General features: G+C 71.8%; 13 protein-coding genes and 3 tRNA genes. 12 read left to right on the top strand and 4 right to left on the bottom strand.

Annotation, left to right across the window (positions count from 1 at the left end):
* Nucleotides 1-53: 53 nt before the first annotated feature.
* Nucleotides 54-2,972, bottom strand: coding sequence for a multicopper oxidase domain-containing protein (locus NQ707_RS05240; protein WP_404435009.1), 2,919 nt, complete (start codon nt 2,970-2,972; stop codon nt 54-56).
* Nucleotides 2,973-3,088: 116 nt separating this feature from the next.
* On the opposite strand from NQ707_RS05240, the gene NQ707_RS05235 reads away from it, so the two are divergent.
* From NQ707_RS05235 to NQ707_RS05220, 4 genes are all read left to right on the top strand, one after another.
* The gene (locus NQ707_RS05235) at nt 3,089-3,631 is read left to right on the top strand and encodes a hypothetical protein (RefSeq protein ID WP_058730446.1); all 543 of its coding nucleotides are present in this window, start codon (nt 3,089-3,091) and stop codon (nt 3,629-3,631) included.
* Nucleotides 3,632-3,648: 17 nt separating this feature from the next.
* A complete protein-coding gene (locus NQ707_RS05230) occupies nt 3,649-4,968 on the top strand; it encodes a glycosyltransferase 87 family protein (RefSeq protein WP_404435008.1) in 1,320 nt (439 codons plus the stop codon).
* Nucleotides 4,965-6,299, top strand: coding sequence for a glycosyltransferase 87 family protein (locus NQ707_RS05225; RefSeq protein WP_100463756.1), 1,335 nt, complete (start codon nt 4,965-4,967; stop codon nt 6,297-6,299). The genes NQ707_RS05230 and NQ707_RS05225 overlap by 4 nt, the downstream gene beginning before the upstream one ends.
* Nucleotides 6,300-6,452: 153 nt before the next feature.
* Nucleotides 6,453-7,394 carry a hypothetical protein gene (locus NQ707_RS05220; protein ID WP_404435007.1) on the top strand — a complete coding sequence of 314 codons (942 nt, stop codon included), beginning with the start codon at nt 6,453-6,455 and terminating at the stop codon, nt 7,392-7,394.
* Nucleotides 7,395-7,472: 78 nt separating this feature from the next.
* Here NQ707_RS05220 and NQ707_RS05215 read toward each other — a convergent pair whose 3' ends face one another.
* Nucleotides 7,473-8,270 (bottom strand): 5-oxoprolinase subunit PxpA, encoded by a 798-nt coding sequence (locus tag NQ707_RS05215; RefSeq protein WP_100463757.1) that lies wholly within the window; start codon nt 8,268-8,270, stop codon nt 7,473-7,475.
* Entirely contained in the window at nt 8,267-10,252 is a 1,986-nt protein-coding gene (locus tag NQ707_RS05210) for a M13 family metallopeptidase (protein WP_404435006.1), read from the bottom strand. The genes NQ707_RS05215 and NQ707_RS05210 overlap by 4 nt, the downstream gene beginning before the upstream one ends.
* 231 nt (nt 10,253-10,483) lie before the next feature.
* On the opposite strand from NQ707_RS05210, the gene NQ707_RS05205 reads away from it, so the two are divergent.
* The 6 genes from NQ707_RS05205 to NQ707_RS05180 all read left to right on the top strand — a co-directional run bounded on the left by NQ707_RS05205 (nt 10,484) and on the right by NQ707_RS05180 (nt 14,419).
* Nucleotides 10,484-11,905 (top strand): FAD-dependent oxidoreductase, encoded by a 1,422-nt coding sequence (locus NQ707_RS05205; RefSeq protein ID WP_064725009.1) that lies wholly within the window; start codon nt 10,484-10,486, stop codon nt 11,903-11,905.
* Between the two features lie 98 nt (nt 11,906-12,003).
* Nucleotides 12,004-13,032 (top strand): universal stress protein, encoded by a 1,029-nt coding sequence (locus tag NQ707_RS05200; protein ID WP_081275400.1) that lies wholly within the window; start codon nt 12,004-12,006, stop codon nt 13,030-13,032.
* Nucleotides 13,033-13,129: 97 nt separating this feature from the next.
* A tRNA-Glu gene (locus NQ707_RS05195) sits at nt 13,130-13,202 on the top strand.
* A 77-nt stretch (nt 13,203-13,279) separates the two neighbouring features.
* Nucleotides 13,280-13,353, top strand: a tRNA-Asp gene (locus tag NQ707_RS05190).
* Between the two features lie 75 nt (nt 13,354-13,428).
* Nucleotides 13,429-13,501, top strand: a tRNA-Phe gene (locus NQ707_RS05185).
* Nucleotides 13,502-13,576: 75 nt separating this feature from the next.
* Entirely contained in the window at nt 13,577-14,419 is an 843-nt protein-coding gene (locus tag NQ707_RS05180) for a gamma-glutamyl-gamma-aminobutyrate hydrolase family protein (RefSeq protein WP_404435005.1), read from the top strand.
* Nucleotides 14,420-14,571: 152 nt separating this feature from the next.
* Here NQ707_RS05180 and NQ707_RS05175 read toward each other — a convergent pair whose 3' ends face one another.
* The gene (locus tag NQ707_RS05175; protein ID WP_404435004.1) at nt 14,572-15,381 is read right to left on the bottom strand and encodes an exodeoxyribonuclease III; all 810 of its coding nucleotides are present in this window, start codon (nt 15,379-15,381) and stop codon (nt 14,572-14,574) included.
* Between the two features lie 278 nt (nt 15,382-15,659).
* On the opposite strand from NQ707_RS05175, the gene NQ707_RS05170 reads away from it, so the two are divergent.
* The gene (locus NQ707_RS05170; RefSeq protein ID WP_404435003.1) at nt 15,660-16,934 is read left to right on the top strand and encodes a hypothetical protein; all 1,275 of its coding nucleotides are present in this window, start codon (nt 15,660-15,662) and stop codon (nt 16,932-16,934) included.
* Between the two features lie 178 nt (nt 16,935-17,112).
* Entirely contained in the window at nt 17,113-18,774 is a 1,662-nt protein-coding gene (gene pelF / locus NQ707_RS05165; protein ID WP_224799766.1) for a GT4 family glycosyltransferase PelF, read from the top strand.
* Nucleotides 18,775-18,823: the final 49 nt, after the last annotated feature.

The raw sequence follows: 18,823 nt of genomic DNA, 5'->3' as shown, positions 1-18,823 counted from the left end.
GCGTTTCTGGGAACGGATGCGCCGGCTCGGTGGAGGGGTGCGCCGCCGGAGCCTCACTCCACCCGGATCAGGCCGCGGGCGCCGCGCTCCATCTGCGCGAAGGAGTGGTTGACGAAGGTGTAGGTGCCGGGTTCCGTGAAGGTCAGCTCCACGAAGCCCCCCTGCGCGCTGGCCAGGTCCAGGGCCTGGGCCCGACCGCCGGTGCGCCCGAAGGCGTCGCGCTCCTCCAGCAGTCGGTACGCCCCCTCCTTGTACACGGTGGTGAACTGCCCGCCGACCACGTGGAAGCTCATCCCCAGGCTCGGCCCGGCCGGCAGGGTCCAGATCCGCACCCGCTGCCCGGTGCGCGCCTCCAAGGGCTCGGCGGCGTACTGGGTCGCGTGGCCGTTGAACATCGCGAAGGTCGGCACCCCGGTGGGCACTCGGGCCGGGTCCACCTCGGTGAGCTGCCGACCGGCGTCGTCCTTCCGGCCGGTGGTCTTCAGGTAGGTCTCGCTGTGCACCAGCAGGAACTCCCGATCCACCGTCGGCAGCTCGGGCGGGTCGACGACGACCGCCCCGAACATGCCCGCGGCGATGTGACTGGACATGGGCGCGGTGGAGCAGTGGTACAGCCAGATCCCGGCCCCGTGCGCGGTGAAGCGGTACTCCAGGGAGTCCCCCGGGGCGATGGTGCGCATCGGCTGATCCGGGGCGATGTCCCCGGCATGGAAGTCCACCGAGTGGCCCATCGAGGCGCGGTTGACCAGGGTCACCTCGAAGGTGTCCCCGACCCGCCCGCGCAGGGTCGGTCCCATGAAATCCCCGTTGTACGTCCACGCGCGCAGCGCCACCCCGGGGGCCACCTCCAGGGTCTGCTCGGTGACGGTCAGGGTCACCCGGTGGATCACCCCGCCCGTCCCGTTCGGCTCCAGCCCGTCGACGGCGGCCGGGTCCAGCACCGCGGAGCGGGTGCGGTGATCCTTCCCCGGGGCGGCCTGCAGGTCCAGGGCCGGTTCGGTGCCCGCGCCCTGCCCGTCAGCGGACGAGTCCCCGCGCCCCGAGGACTCCTCGCCGGGGGAGGAGGCGCCGTCGGCGCGGATGCGCAGGGTCATGCCCATCTGCCGGTGCCCCACGATCGAGCACCATCCGTCCACATCCTGGGTGATCACCCCGGCGTCCACCGACGCGGAGGCCCCCGGGTCCAGCCGCCCGGAGGTGGCTCCGCCGTCCAGGACGAGGTCGTGCACCGTGGTCTCATCCGCGTTGGTGACCTCCAGGATGAGCCGGTCCCCGGCGGGCACGGTGATCTCGGCCGGCTCGAAGCGCATCGCGGCGGTGGCCTTCACCGCCACCCGGGTGGTGTGCCCCGTGCCGGCCGGCTCCCGACCCAGCCCGTGCAGCGCCCGCTGCAGACCCGAGGGGTCCAGGGCCAGGCCCGCGGCCACGCCCAGCGCGGTCAGGCCCGCCCCGGCGAGGATCTCCCGCCGCGGGTGCGCGGGCGCGACGCCGTGATCCCGCCGGGGGCTCGGCGGGGACCCCGCGGCGTGGCCGGACGCCTCGGAGGCCGGGTCCGTCCGGGCGGCAGGCCCGGAGCCCGGCCGCGCCCACGGGGCCGACCCCGCCGCGGACCCGGGCTCCGCTCCAGGCTCGGAATCGCCCGGACGCCCCCGATCGGCTGTGGCCGCCCGGGCGGCGATCATCGCCCGGCGGGCGGCCACCTGGGCGCGCACGGCGCGGATCATCAGGGGCAGGAAGGCCGCCAGGGCGAGGACTCCGAGGATCGAGGCGATGGCCCGCACCCAGGACCCGGTGAGCGCGGGCGGCAGGACGAACAGGATCAGGCACAGCTGCACCACGGTCACCCGCAGCCAGGACAGCCGGGTCAGCTCCCGGTTCCCGGCGCGCACCGCGGCGGGCCCTCCGCCCATGGTGGCCGGCAGCAGGTAGGTCATCGCCCCCAGCAGCACCTGCACCAGGAAGCCCGCGACGAACACCGGCGTCACCGGGGTCAGATCCAGACCCGCCCAGTCGGCGCGCAGCACGAGGATCCCGGTCCACACGGCACCCGCCAGCAGCCAGCAGATCCCGGCCAGCACGGACAGCCCGGCGTAGTCCCGCGGGGCACGGGTGCGGGCCACGCTCACCAGCCACCCCAGCAGCACCACAACACCCAGGGCGTAGGCGCCCAGGCCCGCGGCCGCCGTCGAGCGCCAGCCGACCGGGGCCGAGGTCGCGGCGCCCAGGACGCCGGCCAGCAGCAGCCCCAGCGCGAGACGCAGGCGCGGCAGGGAGCTCTGCGGCATCCGGGTGCGCAGGATCGTGGGCCACAGGGTCAGCAGGGTCCCGGTGACCGTGAGCCCGACGAAGCCCAGCACGTTCACCGCCTCGTGAGCCAGCTGGACCCGGGCGTGCCCGGCCGCGCTGAGATCGGCGACGCCGAGCACCGCCCCCAGCACCGCGCCCACCGGCAGCAGCCACGCCGCGGTGATGTACCACCGGACCGTGACCGCGAAGCGAGCCGGCAGGGCCGCGCGCAGCTGGCGCCCCAGGGAGGCGGCATGCCAGGCGACGGCCCCGCCCACCAGCACCGCCCCGCCGAGCACCGCCGGAACGTGCACGGCGGGGTACGGGGTGAGCATCATCCCCGCGATCAGGACGACGACGCCGAGGTTCAGCGTCCGGATCCGCCGCAGCTGGGCGGGGCGGGCGGAGTCCGGGAGACGGTGCTTGAGCAGGGCCTCGGCGAAGTGCTGGGACCAGATCAGGATGGAGTTGGCGATCAGCCCCAGGGCCACGAGGTGCACCAGGGTCCATCGGGCCTCGGGCAGCCACCGGTGGAAGAACACGGCGAACAGCAGCACGAGCATCCACACCGTGACCGGGCGGGAGGCTCGGCGGTGCCAGCTGGACCTGCCGCCGCCCGGGCGTCGTGCCTGCTGCTCGCCTCGCGTCCGGACCGTCACCGTCGTCGCGCCTCCCGGGGCCGTCATCGAATCATGCTTCTCCCATGCGAGTTTACCGGCCCGCGCGGTGGAGGCCGGGAGCGCAGACGCCGGGCAGGGAACCCCGGCCGGGAACCCGGGGCCAGCGGCTAGACTGGGCGCCCGTGAGATCCTTACCCGCCGTCGTCACCCTCGTCGCCGCCGCCATCCTGCAGGCGATGGGCATGTACCAGTACACCGGGGACACCATCGCCCTGTCCGGGCAGGTCTTCTTCCCGCTGCTGTTCGGGCTGATGGCGGTGTACTTGGCGTGGCGGACCAAGGACGCCCCGCGCTTCGGCGTCGTGCACGCGGTGCTGATGCTGCTGGGCTTCGCCGCCCTGGTGCTCACCGCGGTCGGGAACATCATGCGGGTCTACTCCCTGTACCCGTCCCCCTACCTGTACTACGCGGCCTTCGCGGTGCTGGTCGCGGAGCTGTTCTTCCGCATCCTCGGGATGCCCAAGAAGGCCCGTGACCCGCAGGCCGCCCCGCGGCGCACCCGTCGCCGTCGCCGTCCCGCCGGTCAGGGCCCGACCAACCTGGTCGCCCGCCCCAAGGACCGCCCCCGGGAGGACCTCGAGGACGACGCCGACGCCATCGCCCCCGCCGATGAGGACGACGCCGCTTCCGGAGGAGCCGGCCGGTCCTCCCGTCTCGCCCGGTGAGCGATGACCGCCCGGGGATGAACCGGGCCCGTCCGGGATCCACCCCGGCCGACGCGGACTCCGCGGGTCACCGGGACCGGCCGGCTCGCCCACCCGCCCGCGGGGGAGCCCTCGTCCTGCTGCGCGCCGCGGTGTGGGCCTTCGTCGCGTGGATGCTGTGGAGCCAGTTCTCCTCGGCGGTGTTCGGAGGGTCCGGGGATCTGAAGGTCTACCGGGAGGCCGCGCGCATCGTCGTCGGGGACCCGGGGGCCGCGCCCTCCCTGTACGGCGGGCCCATCTCCACGACCGGAGATTCCTCCCTCCCCTTCACCTACCCGCCGTTCGCGGCCCTGGTCATGGCGCCGCTGGCGTGGATCAGCTGGTTCTCGGGCTCCGTGCTCGTGGCGCTGCTGACCTTCGCGGTCGCGGCGTGCCTGGCGTGGGTCCTGGTGGCGTCGGTCAACCGCCGCGGCGTCCTCCTGCCCGGGCAGGCGAGCCTGGGGACGGCCGCGATCGTCGGGCTCGTGTTCGCCCTGATCTGCGCGAGCTCCCCGTGGCAGGACAACTTCGGCTTCGGCCAGATCAACCCGCTGCTGCTGGCGCTGGTGCTCGCGGACTTCCTGCGTCCGGGCACCCGGGTGCCGCGGGGAGTGCTCGTGGGGATCGCCGGCGGGCTGAAGCTCACCCCGCTGGCCTTCGGCCTGATCCTGCTGATGCGTCGGGATCTCAGGGGCCTGGCGACCCTCGCGGCGAGCTTCGCCGGGACCGTCGCCGTGGGATTCCTGCTGCTGCCCGAGGAGTCCGCGCAGTTCTGGGCCGGGGCCCTGTGGGACTCCTCCCGGGTCGGCGGGCTCGGCGATCTGCGCAACATCTCCGTGGAGGGGTGGCTCACGCACCTGCACCTCGCGGGGCCGGCGCTGAGCCTGCTGCGCGTCCTGCTGGTGCTGGTGCTGCTGGTGGCGACGTCGGCCCTGCTGCCGCTGCTGCACCGGAGGGGTCTGGTGCTCTCCGAGGTCTCCGTGACGGCGTTCCTGATGCTGCAGATCTCCCCGATCTCCTGGATCCACCACTTCGTGTGGCTGCCGGTGGCCGTGTTCGCGTGGGCGTGGGAGGTGCGCCCCAGCCTGTGGGGCGGGGTCTCCCGGGGCGCGCGGATCTGGCTGGACGCGGCCGCGTGGGTGGCCGGCGTCGGCTTCTTCATCGGTCCGCTGCTGCTGGGGCCGTGGGTCGCCGGGATGTTCGGCTGGGGCACCGGGGGAGCGGCGAGCACCCTGCCCGCCGCGGTCCTGTACGCGCTGGTGGTGGTCACCGCGGTGCATGCGGTGCGCGGCGAGCGGCACGGTACCCTGGCAGGGTGAGTTCCCCCGCCGCCTCGTCGAGTCCCCAGCCTTCCCGCCGAGACCGCGATGCCGCGGTTCCCGGGCCCTCGCGCGCCTGGCAGATCGGGGCGTGGGTCGTCGTCGTCGCGGTGGTGGGTGCGCAGCTGACGTACTCGATGCTGGTGGGCGGGCTGGACTTCTCCGTGTACCGCACGGGCGCTGCGACGATCTTCGGCAGCGACGGCGTGCGCGCGGACCTGTACGACCGGGATCTGGTGCCCCTGGGTGGGGGCTTCCTGCCGTTCACCTATCCGCCGTTCGCGGCGCTGATCCTGCTGCCCTTCGCCTTCATCCCGATGTGGCTGGGTCAGGCGATCATGCTGGCGTTCTCGGTGGCGGTGGCGTGGTGGTTCGCGGCCATCGTGTACGACTACGTCAACCACCGCGGCCGGCGGATCCCCTTCCAGGACAAGCTGGGCCGCACGACGACGATCGCCGTGCTCACCGCGGTCATCCTGCTCTCGGGGCCGTGGCGGCGCGGCATCGGGCTGGTGCAGATCAATCCGCTGATCATGCTGCTGGTGCTGGGGGATCTGCTGCGACCGGCCACCCGCCTGCCGCGCGGGTTCTTCATCGGGATCGCCGGGGGCATCAAGCTCACCCCGCTGGTCTTCGGGCTCATTCCGCTGATGCGCAAGGACGTGAAGGGCGTGCTGACCCTCGGGGCGTCCTTCCTGGGCACGATCGCCCTGGGCTTCCTCCTGCTGCCGCACCAGGCGGTGCAGTTCTGGACCTCGGCGGTCTCGGATCCCACCCGGGTGGGCAACATCAACTACCCGGACAACATCTCGGTGCAGGGCTGGCTGATGCACCTGACCCTGGAGGGGTACCACGCGCAGATGCCGACGGCGCTGCTGTCGGGGCTGCACTGGCTGCTGATCGCGGTGCTGCTGGTGGGCACGGCCGCGGTGATCCCGGTGCTGGATCGGCGGGGGATGCGGCTGTCGGTGATCGGCCTGACGGCGTTCCTGATGCTGGAGATGTCCCCGATCTCCTGGTCCCACCACAACACGTGGCTGCCGCTGATCGTGGCGGCCTTCCTGGTGGACGCGCTGCCGTGGGCCTTCCGCGAGCGGGACTGGCGCCGCACCGCCGCGCAGGTGCTGGCGTGGGCGGCCTTCGTCGGCCTGTACTACTCGCCGCTGTGGCTGGCGGCCACGGTGGCCGGAACCACCGAGAACCTGGACTACGTCTCCCGTCCTGCCCAGATCGCGGCGGGCCTGCCGATGCTCGCCCACTACCTGCTGGTCCTGCTGTGGATCACCCAGATCTGGCGCCACCGCCACGACCCCCTGCCCGCCGGGAAATGATCTCCGGGATCTGTGGAGCGGTTGGCGGGTTGTGGAGCGGTGTAGCCACTCCCTAAGTTGCCAACCACTCCACAGACGGGAGTTGGCCGGGGGTTATCCACAGATTTCCGACGTCGGCTCCCCGCGTCCTGTTCCCGGGGGGACAGTGGTCCCATGGGCAGGAAGCGCCTCATCACCGCCGATGACCTGCACCTCGTCTCCCGGATGCGCCGCGAGGGAGAATCCGAACACCCGCTGCGCCGCGGGGACTGGGTGAAGGTCTGGCGCGGCTGCTATCTGGACCGCGAGCACTGGGTACGGCTCACCCCGGAGCGCCGGGCCCTGGCCAGGCATCTCGCCTACGCCAGCGTGAGCACCGGGCCGATCACCTTCTCCAGGACCTCAGCGGCCCTGGCCTGGGGGCTGCACCTGTCTCCTGTGCCCGAGGAGATCCACATCTGCGGCGATCCCCGCCCGAACCCGTCGTCGCCGCTGGTCAAGGGGCATCTGCTGCGCGGGCTCTCCGAGGATCGGCAGATCACCGATCTGGGGCTGCCGGTGACCTCTCTGCAGACCACGGCCGTGGAGTGCGCGCGCAGTCTGGACGCGCTTCCCGCCCTGGTGATCTTGGATCAGATCCTGGCCCGCGGGGTGCAGAGGGCCGCCATCGAGCGGGAACTCACCCACTCCCCGGGGAGGCATGGGAACCGCCGTGGACTGGCTGTCCTGGGACGGGCCGACGGGCTGGCCGGGTCCGTGGCGGAGACCATCGCTCGGTTCCGCATCGCGGAGGCGGGCATGCCGCTGCCGCAGCTGCAGGTCAGGGTGAACACCGCCAGCGGGAGGTTCTTCCTGGACATGGCCTGGCCGGAGCTGATGCTCGCCCTGGAGATCGACGGTTCCCTCAAGTACACCGACTACGGCCCGGCTCCGGAGGTCATCGTGAAGGAGAGATCCAGGGAGAAGGCCATCCAGAACCTCGGATGGTTCATCCTGCGGGCCGGGTGGCCTCAGCTGCACAGCGGCTGGCCGCAGTTCCGACGGATCCTCGGGGAGGCTATCCTGGTCCGCCAGCTGGAGCGCGGCCTGCCGCCGTGGACCGCTCCGAGCAGGTGATCGGTGATCTGCGAAGTGGTTGGCGGGTTATGGAGCGGCTACATCACTCCACAACCCGCCAACCACTTCACAAACGGGTTATTGAGCCGTGAAGGGGGCGATCTCCACCCCGGCCTCCCGGAGGGTGCCCCGCACCGCCCGGGCGATCCCGACGGCGTCGGGGGTGTCCCCGTGCACGCACACGGATTCCGCACCCAGCCGCACGGGGGTGCCGTCCACGGCCTGGACCACGCCCTCGGACACCATCCGGAGCACGCGGGCAGCGATCTGCTCCGGGTCGTGCAGCACCGCGCCCGCCTCCCGGCGCGGCACCAGGGAGCCGTCCGGCAGGTAGCCCCGATCCGCGAAGGCCTCGCGCACCGGGCGCAGCCCCGCGGCTTGAGCCTCCTCCTCGATCACCGATCCCGGCAGCACCAGGATCGCCGCGCCCGGCAGGGCCGTCGCCACCCCCTCGGCCACCGCGGCGGCCTGCCCCCGCTCCCGGGCGATGACGTTGTACAGCGCCCCGTGCGGCTTCACATAGGAGACCTGCGCGCCCTCCGCCCGGGCGATCGCCTGCAGCGCCCCGATCTGCCAGATCACCGCATCCACCAGCTCGTGATGGGCCATCTCCAGGCGGCGTCGGCCGAAGCCCTGCAGATCCGGGTAGGCCACGTGCGCCCCGATCGCGGTTCCGTGCTCGACGGCGGCCCGGCAGGTCGCCCGCGCCACCGACGGGTCCCCGGCGTGGAAGCCGCAGGCCACGTTCAGCGAGGAGGCCAGCCCGGCCATCGCCGCGTCGTCGCCCATGGTCCAGGAGCCGAAGGACTCCCCGGAATCCGAGTTCAGATCGATCCGCGGCGCGGCCCCCGTCCCCCGGTGTCCGACGCCGGTCACCAGATGCTCACCCGCTCCTGCGGATCCAGCCACAGCTCATCCTCCGGCCCCACCTCGAAGGCGTCGTAGAAGGCGTCGATGTTGCGCACGATCCCGTTGCACCGGAACTCCGCGGGGGAGTGCGGGTCCATCGAGAGGTACATCCGCAGGGTCTGCGGGCGGGCCTTGGAGCGCCACACCCGCGCGTAGGCGACGAACAGCCGCTGCAGCGCGGTCTGCCCGTCCACCACCGGCGCGGAGTCGAAGTCCAGCCCCTGCTCGGCCAGGGCCCGGCGGTAGGCCTTCAGTGCGATGCCCAGACCGCCCAGGTCGCCGATGTTCTCCCCGAGGGTCAGCTCCCCGTTGACGGCGTCCCGCTCCGGGTCCAGCCCCTCCGGGACGTACCCGCTGTACTGGCGCACCAGCTCGCCGGTGCGCTTGTCGAACTCCGCCCGGTCCTGCGCGGTCCACCAGTCGTTGAGGTTGCCGTCGCCGTCGTACTTGGAGCCCTGATCGTCGAAGCCGTGCCCGATCTCGTGGCCGATCACCGCACCGATCGCCCCGAAGTTCACGGCGTCGTCGGCGTCCATGTCGAAGAACGGGGGACGCAGGATCGCGGCGGGGAACGCGATCTCGTTCATCAGCGGGTGGTAGTAGGCGTTGACCGTCTGCGGGGTCATCGCCCACTCGTCGCGGTTGATCGGCTGACCCAGCTTGCCCAGCTCGTACTCGTGCTCGAAGCGCGAGCCGCGCCGCACGTTCTCCAGCAGATCATCATCCATGCTCAGCCCGGAGTAGTCCCGCCAGGAATCCGGGTAGCCGATCTTGGGGGTGAACTTGTCCAGCTTGTCCAGGGCGCGCTCGCGGGTGGCCTCGGTCATCCAGTCCAGCGAGGAGATGGACTCGCGGTAGGCCTCGATCAGGTGCTGGACCAGCTGGAGCATCCGCTGCTTGTGCTCCGGCGGGAAGTGCCGGGCCACGTACTCCTGCCCCACCTCCTCGCCCAGCAGGGCCTCCACCAGGCCGACGCCGCGCTTCCAGCGGTCCCGGATCTGCTCGGTGCCGGTGAGGGTCTTGGAGTAGAACTCGAAGTTCTCCTGCACGATCTGCGTCCCGAGGAAGGGGGCGCGGGCGTGGATCAGGCGCCACACGGCCCACAGCCGCCAGTCCTCCAGGTCCTCCGAGACCCACAGCCGGGCCAGGCCCTCGAGGGCGGAGGGCTGGCCCACGATGACCTTCGCGAAGCCTTCGGGGGTGCCCCCGATGCCCTCGATCCACCGGGTCCAGGGGAAGCCGGGGAAGGCCTGATCCAGCTGGTCGAAGGAGTGCGGGTTGTAGCGCTTGTTGGCGTCGCGCAGGGTCACCTGGTCCCAGTGGTGGGAGGCGATCTTCTCCTCGAGGGCGTACACCCGGGCGGCGGCGTCGGCCGGGGTGGTGCCGAAGCGCTCGGCGGTCCCGGTCAGCGCGAACATCCGCTCCAGGTGCGCCCGGTAGGCCTCCCGGATCTGGGCGTGCTTGTCCTCGAAGAAGTAGTCCCGGTCCGGCAGGCCGATCCCGGACTGGGTGAGGTTCGGGACGTAGCGGGTGGCGTCCTTGGCGTCGTTGGCCACGTACAGGCCCACGGGCCCGCCGACGCCGGAGGCCTCCAGCGCGGCCAGGGCCAGCACCAGCCCGTCCCGGTCCTCGGCCTGTTCCAGCAGCGCCAGGTCCGGTTCCAGCGGGTCTGTGCCGGCGGCTTCGATGCTCTGCTCGTCCATGAAGGAGTTGTACAGCCGCCCGATGCGCGAATCCGGGTCGCGCCGGCCGATCTCGGTGATGATGTCCCGGACCTGCTCCTCGGCGAGGTCGCGCAGGTGGTGGAAGGCGCCGTCGATGCCGCGGTCGGCGGGGATCTCATGGGCGGCGATCCAGGGGCCGTTGACGTGGCGGTAGAAGTCATGGCCCGGGCGGATCGAGGGGTCGAAGGTCAGCTCGGGGGCTGTGGTGTCGGTGCTCTGCGTCATACGCACCAAGGTAATGTGTGCGCTCGCACCCTCGCACCCGGGTTCACCCACCGCGTGGCGCACCCCGGCGACGGTGTCGCCCCGATCGCGCATGTGACGCCGCCTGACGCCGGGTTGAGCGGGTCTGTTCGGGTGAGGCGAGCCTGACTAGACTGGCGAGGCGATGCCCACGGGGCCGCGCTCCAGCCGGGAGTCCGCGCCCCTCGCGGTCGACCGAAAGGAAACAACGCTTTGTCTCAAGACCAGCGCCCCCTGCGCGTGGCCGTCATCGGGGCCGGCCCCGCCGGGATCTACGCCGCGGACCTGCTGTCCCGCTCCGAGGCCGTCGCCGAGGGTCAGGTGCGCGTCAGCATCGACATCTTCGACCGCTACCCCGCCCCCTTCGGCCTGATCCGCTACGGCGTCGCCCCGGATCACCCGCGGATCAAGGGCATCGTGAACTCGCTGCACAAGATCATGGAGAATCCGGACATCCGGTTCTTCGGCAACGTCGAGTACGGCGCGGACCTGAGCCTGGCGCAGCTGCGCGAGCACTACGACGCCGTCATCTTCGCCACCGGCGCCTTCTACGACGCCTCCCTGCACATCCCCGGCATCGAGCTGGACGGCTCCTACGGGGCCGCGGACTTCGTCGCCTGGTACGACGGGCACCCGGACGTGCCGCGTCAGTGGCCGCTGCGGGCGAAGGAGATCGCGGTGCTGGGCAACGGCAACGTCGCCCTGGATGTGGCGCGGGTGCTGTCCAAGCACGCCGAGGACCTGCTGACCACCGAGATCCCGGAGAACGTCTACGCCGGGCTGAAGGCCTCCCCGGTCACCGACGTGCACGTCTTCGGCCGCCGCGGCCCGGCCCAGATGAAGTTCACCCCGCTGGAGCTGCGGGAGCTGGCCAAGTCCCGGGACGTGGACATCGTGCTGCACGAGGAGGACCTGCAGTACGACGACGCCTCCCGCGCCGCGATCGAGTCCAACAACCAGATCAAGGCCCTGATCAAGACCATCGACAAGTGGAAGGCCGAGCAGGCCGAGCGCACCGAGCACGCCTCCCGGCGCCTGCACCTGCACTTCCTGCAGTCCCCGGCGGAGATCGTGGGGGATGCGGACGGGAAGGTCGCCGCGATCCGCATGGAGCGCAACGAGCTGGACGGCGCTGGCGGCATCCGGCCCACCGGCGAGATCCTGGAGTACCCGGTGCAGGCCGTGTACCGGGCCATCGGCTACTTCGGCTCCGAGCTGCCGGAGATCGGCTTCGACCGCACCCGCGGGGTCATCACCAACGTGGAGGGCCGTGTGGTGGACGAGACCGAGACGCCGGTGCCGGGGCTGTACGCGACGGGCTGGATCAAGCGCGGGCCCGTGGGGCTGATCGGCTCCACCAAGTCCGATGCCCTGGAGACCATCACGCACCTGCTCGAGGACCGCGCCTTCACCGCCGCGCACCCGGAGCCGGAGGCCGTGCCCGCCCTGCTGGACCGGGGCGGCGTCGAGTTCACCACGTGGGAGGGCTGGCACGCCCTGGACGCGCACGAGAAGGCGCTGGGCGCGGCCGCTCAGGATGCCGCCGGGAACCCGCGCCAGCGGGTGAAAGTCGTGGAGCGGGAGCAGATGGTGGACATCTCCCGCTCCGGGGCCTCGGCGGACGCCCGGGACTGAGCCCTCCCGCCGCGTCATCTCGGGCTGGCAGGGCCCCTGCCGGCTTAGACTGGAGGCATCGAGAACCCTCGTCTTCGCAGTCGCAAGGAGAGATGGAGATGACCGAGAACAACGGCGTTCGGCAGGATGGCGGCAGCTTCGGGCGGGAGGCGGTGGCTCAGCGCGCCAGCTCCCCCTCGGCCGAGGAGCTGCGCGGGGAGATCGTCGTCGGCATCGACGGCTCCGAGCAGAGCTTCGGCGCGCTGACCTGGGCGGTCGCGGAAGCCGAGCGGCGCGGGGCCGCGGTGCGCCTGGTCACCGCCTACTCCCTCCCGGTGTTCACCGGCTCCGGGTTCGACGCCGGGTACTCCGTGGTGGATGAGAAGGCCCTGGAGGACGGGGTCGCCCAGATCCTCGACGAGGCCCGCTCCCGGGTCTCCGATGCGCAGGTCGAGTTGCGGGCCACGGTGGAGACCGGGGACGCCTCGACGATCCTCGTGGACTTCTCCGAGCATGCCGAGCTGGTGGTGGTCGGCTCCCGCACGGCCCGCGGCTTCATGGGCCGGCTGCTGGGCACGGTGTCCACCTCCCTGCCGGCCCGGGCGCACTGCCCCGTCGTCGTCGTGCCGCTGCCGTGGGCTCAGCAGGCCGGCAAGGATCCGCAGGTGCTGGCCCCGAGCCAGCGCGTGGTGGTCGGCTCGGACGGATCGGATCAGGCGCGCATCGCGATCCTCGAGGCCGCGGAGCAGGCTCAGCGCTATGGCGTCGGGCTGACCCTGGTCAACGCGCTGGCCCCGTACACGGGGGCGCTGAGCTGGGTGCCGGCGGCCGTGGACTTCGAGGCGATCTACCGCGAGGTCGCGGATCTGCAGGAGAAGGCCAAGGCGTGGATCCACGAGTACTACCCGGATCTGACGGTGGATGCCGAGCTGATCGACGGCTCTCCGGTGGAGGTGCTGCTGGAGGCCGGGCAGAAGGCGGATCTGACCGTGGTGGGCACCCGGGGTCGCGGCGGGCTGCGCGGGATCATCCTCGGCTCGGTGTCCCAGGGGGTGCTGCACAGCTCGGATCGGCCCGTGATGATCGTCCCGGATCGGGAGGACCCGCGGCTGGAGCAGGCCCCGGAGGCCTCCGTGGTCTGGGGCTGAGCTCAGCACCCGGCGGGGGCGGTGCGTGATTGGCGCGGTGCGCCCCGCCCCCGTATGCTGGTGTGTGCTTCGGCGCGGGTGGACCGCGCCGGTCCGGGCCCCCATCGTCTAGCGGCCTAGGACACCGCCCTTTCACGGCGGCGGCACGGGTTCGAATCCCGTTGGGGGTACTGCAGATCACACGAGAGTGGATTTGCCCGGCGAGAGGGGTTCCGGTAGGCTCTTCTCTCGTTGGAAAAAACAACGAGGCCCTGTAGCGCAGTTGGTTAGCGCGCCGCCCTGTCACGGCGGAGGTCGCGGGTTCAAGTCCCGTCAGGGTCGCTCAGGCGGCGTATTCCTCCCGGTCACACCGGGGGTGAGGCGCCGTCGCGGCATATCCGGTACAGGATGTGCCGAGGCTCTGTAGCTCAGTTGGTAGAGCGTACGACTGAAAATCGTAAGGTCACCGGATCGACGCCGGTCGGAGCCACCGAAGACCGCCCCGTAGGCTTCTATGCGGGGCGGTCTTCTCATTGTCTGAGGGCAGCTCGAGGAGGGGCGCGGCGTGAGCGAGGGGACCGGGCGCCGGCCCGTCATCGGGATCATCACCAACCTGGAGGCCGTCGCCCACTACCAGTTCCCGGGCTACCCGCGGATCACCATCAACGAGGACTACCCCCGCTCCGTCGCGGCGGCCGGCGGGGTGCCCTTCCTCATGGCGCCCTCCCCGGACCTCTCCCTGCTCCCCGCCCAGCTGGGGGCCCTGGACGGGCTGATCCTGGCCGGAGGGGTCGACGTCGACCCGCAGCGCTACGGCCAGGACCCGCTGATCGGCTGCGGCCCGGTGGACCCGGTGCGCGACGCCTACGAGCTGGAGGCCCTGCGCTTGGCGGGAGACTCCGGGCTGCCGGTGTTCGCGATCTGCCGCGGCATGCAGCTGGCCAACGTGTTCTTCGGCGGAACCCTCTTCCAGGATCTGCGCTACGCGGGCACCACCGTGCAGCACAGCTCCACCGGCAACCCCGCCCTGGGGGTGCACGCGATCGACGTCGAGCCGGACACGTTCCTGGCCGAGGCCCTGGCCGAGGCGCGCACCCAGGATCCGGGAGCCGCCGGAATGCGCCGCGTGGGGCAGCCTGGGACGGGCACCGACGGTGAGGCTGGAGACGACGGCGAGCACCCGGCGTCGGCCCTGGTCAACTCGTACCACCACCAGGTCATCGACCGGCTCGGGGAGGGTCTGCGGGTGTGCGCCCGCGCCCGGGACGGGGTGATCGAGGCGCTGGACTGCCCCGGGGATCGGATGGATCTGACCGCGGTGGAGTGGCACCCGGAGATGATGTCCCGCGAGGACGCGCTGGCCCAGGCCCTGTTCACCCGTTTCATCCGCCGCACCACCCCCAGCTGACCCCGCCCCGCCTCCCGGCTCCGATCCGAGGGTTTGGGAGGGGTTTCGGTGTGCGGGAGCCCCGAGGACGCTCCCGAACACCGAAACCCCTCCCCAACGGTTCCTCCGGGGGGGGGAGGGAGGGAGAGGGAGGCGAGGCTGGGGCGGCGCCGTCAGTCCCGGTAGTCCACGACGACGGGCAGGTGGTCGCTGGCGCCCTTGCCCTTGCGCTCCTCGCGGTCGTAGAAGGCGCCGGTGACGCGCTCGGCCAGGGCGGGGGAGCACAGCTGGAAGTCGATGCGCATGCCCTCGTTCTTCGGGAAGCGCAGCTGGGTGTAGTCCCAGTACGTGTAGTCCTTCTCGCCCTGGGTGTAGGGGCGGGCGACGTCGCTCAGGCCGGCCTCGTCCAGGAACGCGGCGAAGGCCTCCCGCTCCGGGGCGCTGACGTGGGTCATCCCGTTGCGGCGGAAGAAGTCGATGTCCCACACATCCCCGTCCTCCGGGGCCACGTTCCAGTCCCCCACCAGCGCCAGCGGCAGCCGCGGGTCCTCCGTCAGCCACCCGCGCACGTCCTCGCGCAGCACCTTCAGCCACTCCAGCTTGTACGCCATGTGCGGGTCATCCAGACCGCGCCCGTTGGGCACGTACAGGCTCCAGATCCGCACGCCGCCGCAGGTCGCGCCGATCGCACGGGCCTCCTGCACCGGCTCCTGCCCGGGCTTGCCGAAGGCCGGCTGCCCGGGAAAGGTGCGCTGCACGTCCTCAAGACCCACCCGGGAGGCGATGGCCACCCCGTTCCACTGGCTCAGCCCGACGTGCGCGACGTCGTAGCCCAGCCGCTCGAAGACCGCGAAGGGGAAGGACTCGTCCTTGGCCTTGGTCTCCTGGATCGCCAGCACATCCGCATCGGAGCGGTCCAGCCAGGCCTCCACGCGGTCGGTGCGGGCGCGGATCGAGTTCACATTCCAGGTGGCGATTCTCATGCGCACCACCGTACCCACAACAGCTCCGCCCGGCCGCCCGACGACGGCCCCGGCGCCGCCGCGGAGCTCGCTCGCGGGCGGTCGGGCGGCCCGCGGCTCGAAGGTGAGCTCCGGCATGAACCGGTGCCGGGTCCCCGCCCCCGGTGTAGGGTGACGGACAAGCGGCCGGGGGGCCGCTTCTCATCGTCGGAGTCGGCGTCCGCCGCTCTCCGGCGCCGCGACCCGCGGGTGAGACCGCGGAAGAGCTATGGGGGTAGCTTGTGTCATCGGGCATCACTGTGCCATCTCGTCATCAGCAGGGAGATCCGCCCTCCCGGTCCACCGAGCCGGCGCCCGCCTCGCGGGCCCGCACCGGGCTGCAGCTGCTGCTCTACCTCTCGCCGGTCATCCTGCTGAGCACCATCTTCCCGCTCGTCTCGCCGCGTCTGGCCGCGGCGCAGCTGGGCGGGCAGCAGCTGAGCACTGTGGTGCTGGCCAGCAGCCTCACCGTCCCCTGGCTGAGCCAGATCGGCTGCCTGCCGATCTACCGGAGCCTGGGTGACCTCATCGAGGCGAAGGACCGCGCGGCCGTCACCGGGCGCTTCGCCCAGCACTGGGCGCGCACCTTCGCGCTGAGTCTGCCCGTGGTCGCGATCTTCACCGCGCTGGCGGGGCTGCTGCTGCGGTGGAGCCCGACGGCGCTGCTGGCCTACGCGGCGCTGATCTGCCTGCATCTGGTCTTCGTCCAGTCCCTCGTCCCGGGCAATGTGCTGCAGCGCAAGGGCGTGTGGGCCGCGGCGTGGCTGGCCTACGCTCTGGCCCTGCTGGCGATGCCCACCGTGTGGTGGCTGCCCCCGGTGCTGGGCACCGTGACGCAGCTGGTCTTCCTGCGCGCCGCCCTGCCGCAGGTGCGGGCGCTGCGCTCCCCGGGGGCGCTTCCGGCGCTGCGGGATATGGTCCGCGGCGCGCTGCTGGGCTCGGTCCTGTGGGCGGACAAGCTGATCCTGTTCCTGGTGGTCGGCCCCCGGATGGACGTGGTCGCGGTGTTCCTCGCCCTGCTGCCGGCGATCCTCGCGTACAACTGCTACTTCCAGCTCTACGCCCCGGGGGTGGACCGCGCCGTCGGACGCCTGCGCACGGCCATCCACGGGGAGCCGTATGCCGCGATGACCCGTCGCTCCGCCCAGCTGTCCGGAGCCGTGGAGTCCGCGGTGCGCCGCACCCTGGCGATCGGGGCGGTGGGGGCCATCCCGACGGCGCTCGTGCTGGGGGCGGCGCTGCCCGGGTCCTTCCCGTGGGGACTGAGCGTGCTGGCGGCGTCCTGGCTGTTCATGACCGTGACGCTGCTGACCTACCAGCTGGATTACATCGGGCGGCGCGTCGGCGCCCAGGTGCTCTGCGCGGTGCATCTGGCGGCCTGCTGCCTGGCCCTGGCGCTGCTGGGACCGGCCAGGGCGTATCCGGTGCTGATCGGGGTGGACGCCGTCCTGGCGGTGGCCGCCTACGTCGGCTACCGGCGGGTATGGTCCGTGCCGGAGTACACGCTGTTCTGGCGCCAGGCCCTCGCCTGGTGAGCCCGCCCCGCGCACCGGGAGGGGAGCCGGAGCGCGGCGGGGGTCACCTGCCGGCGTTTCCGAGGAACGCGCGATCCACGGCGCCGGGACGCGGCGCCACCGGCGGCCCGCTGGGGGCCGCACATCAATCATCGTCTGGGGGACGGATATGCAGACTGGAACACCGAGGCAGCCGCGCGTGCACACGTCGAGCGAGGACTGCGAGGATGTGGACGTCGCCATCATCATGGAATCGACCTACCCCTTCCTGAAGGGCGGGGTCTCGGCGGTGGTGCATGACATCGTCACCATGAATCCGGACATCTCCTACGGGATCATCCACATCGCCTGGGACTCCGCCGCCCCGAGCGAGGACCTGTACGGGATGCCGGAGAACGTGCGGTGGGTGCGGCTGATCCACCTGTCCATGGAGGAGCATGCGCAGGACTTCAAAGCCGCGGGAGCGCGCGCCGTCGGGATGGACCGGGGGCAGCGTCGGCGGGTCTCCGGCTGGTTCTTCGACGGGATCCGGACGCTGGCGCGCACGGGGGACCCGGAGCCGCTGTGGCGGCTCTACGACGCCGGATTCAACCCGCGCACCCGCACCATGGAGGCCTGGCGGGTGCTGGGCACGCAGGAGTTCATGACGGCGGTGCGCGAGCGGCTGTCCGGGCTGGGTCTGTCCCTGTCCGAGACGTTCTGGCTGGTGCGGGACTTCATGTCCATCCTCTATGCGCTGCTGGCCGAGACGATGCCGCGGGCTCGGGTATACCACGCGCACACCACCGGGTACGCGTCGCTGGTCGCGGCGGCCGCGGCCCGGGACCACGACGCCGCGTTCCTGCTCACCGAGCACAACCTCTACGTGCGCGACACCGTCAACACCCTCCTGGGCCGGAACATGGCCCTGCCGGTGCGCACCGGGGACTACCGGGACTTCGAGGCGGTCACGCCCGTGCAGCGGGCGTGGATGGCCTGGTGGATCGAGATGGGCCGGTTCTGCTATCCGAGCACGGATCGCATCACCTACCTGTACCCCAAGGCGCTGGAGGAGGCGCGGGGACTGGATGCTCCGGTGGATGACCCCGGGCGGGTGAGCATCCTGCCCAACGGGACGGTGCTCTCCGAGTTCAACGAGCAGTACGCCCTGCGCCTGGAGGAGACGCAGCGGATCGCTGCCCTGACCCCGGAGGGGGCCGCCCGACGCACCTGGAAGCTGGTGTTCATCGCCCGCGTGGTGCCCATCAAGGGGCTCGCGGACCTGCTGGATGCCCTGCACCTGCTGATCTCCCGCGGGGTGGAGGACTTCACCCTGGATGTGCTGGGGCCCACGGATCACGTGCCGGAGTACTACGAGCTGTGCCGGCAGAAGATCGAGGAGCTGCACCTGGAGCGGTGGGTGAGCTTCCGCGGCACCGTGGACGTGCGGGCGCAGCTGGGCCGTTACGACCTGCTGCTGATGCCCTCCTACAACGAAGGCCAGCCTGTGGTGGCGCTGGAGGCGATGAGCGCGGGCATCCCCGTGATCGGCTCCGACGTCGGCGGGATGTCCCAGCTGATCGACGACGAGCTGACCCACCCGGACGGTCGCACCTGGCAGGGGTGCGGGGTGCTCACCCGGCCCGGGGACGCGCCGATGCTGGCCGATGCGGTGGCCGGGGTGATCTCGGATCCGGCGCGGTACGCCCGTCTCGCGGCCAGCGCCCGGGGACGCGTGGAGGGATTCTTCCAGCTGTCGGACGTCATGGCCCGGTACAACGACCTCTATCGGGAGCTGGGCGGGTTCCCGTCCGTGGAGCAGCGGGTCCTCTCCGGTGAGCTCAGCGGCCAGCGGGCCCGCCGGGCCCTGGAGATCCGGTGAACCCGGGGAGGGGGGAGGCGAGGGGCGCGCCCGCCGGCCACCCGGGGCA

Origin of the sequence: Rothia sp. BD8, from assembly GCF_044878465.1 — a bacterium.
GTDB lineage: Bacteria > Actinomycetota > Actinomycetes > Actinomycetales > Micrococcaceae > Rothia > Rothia kristinae.
Note: the sequence above shows the minus strand (reverse complement) of the source record. Positions and strands in the feature narration are given on the sequence as shown.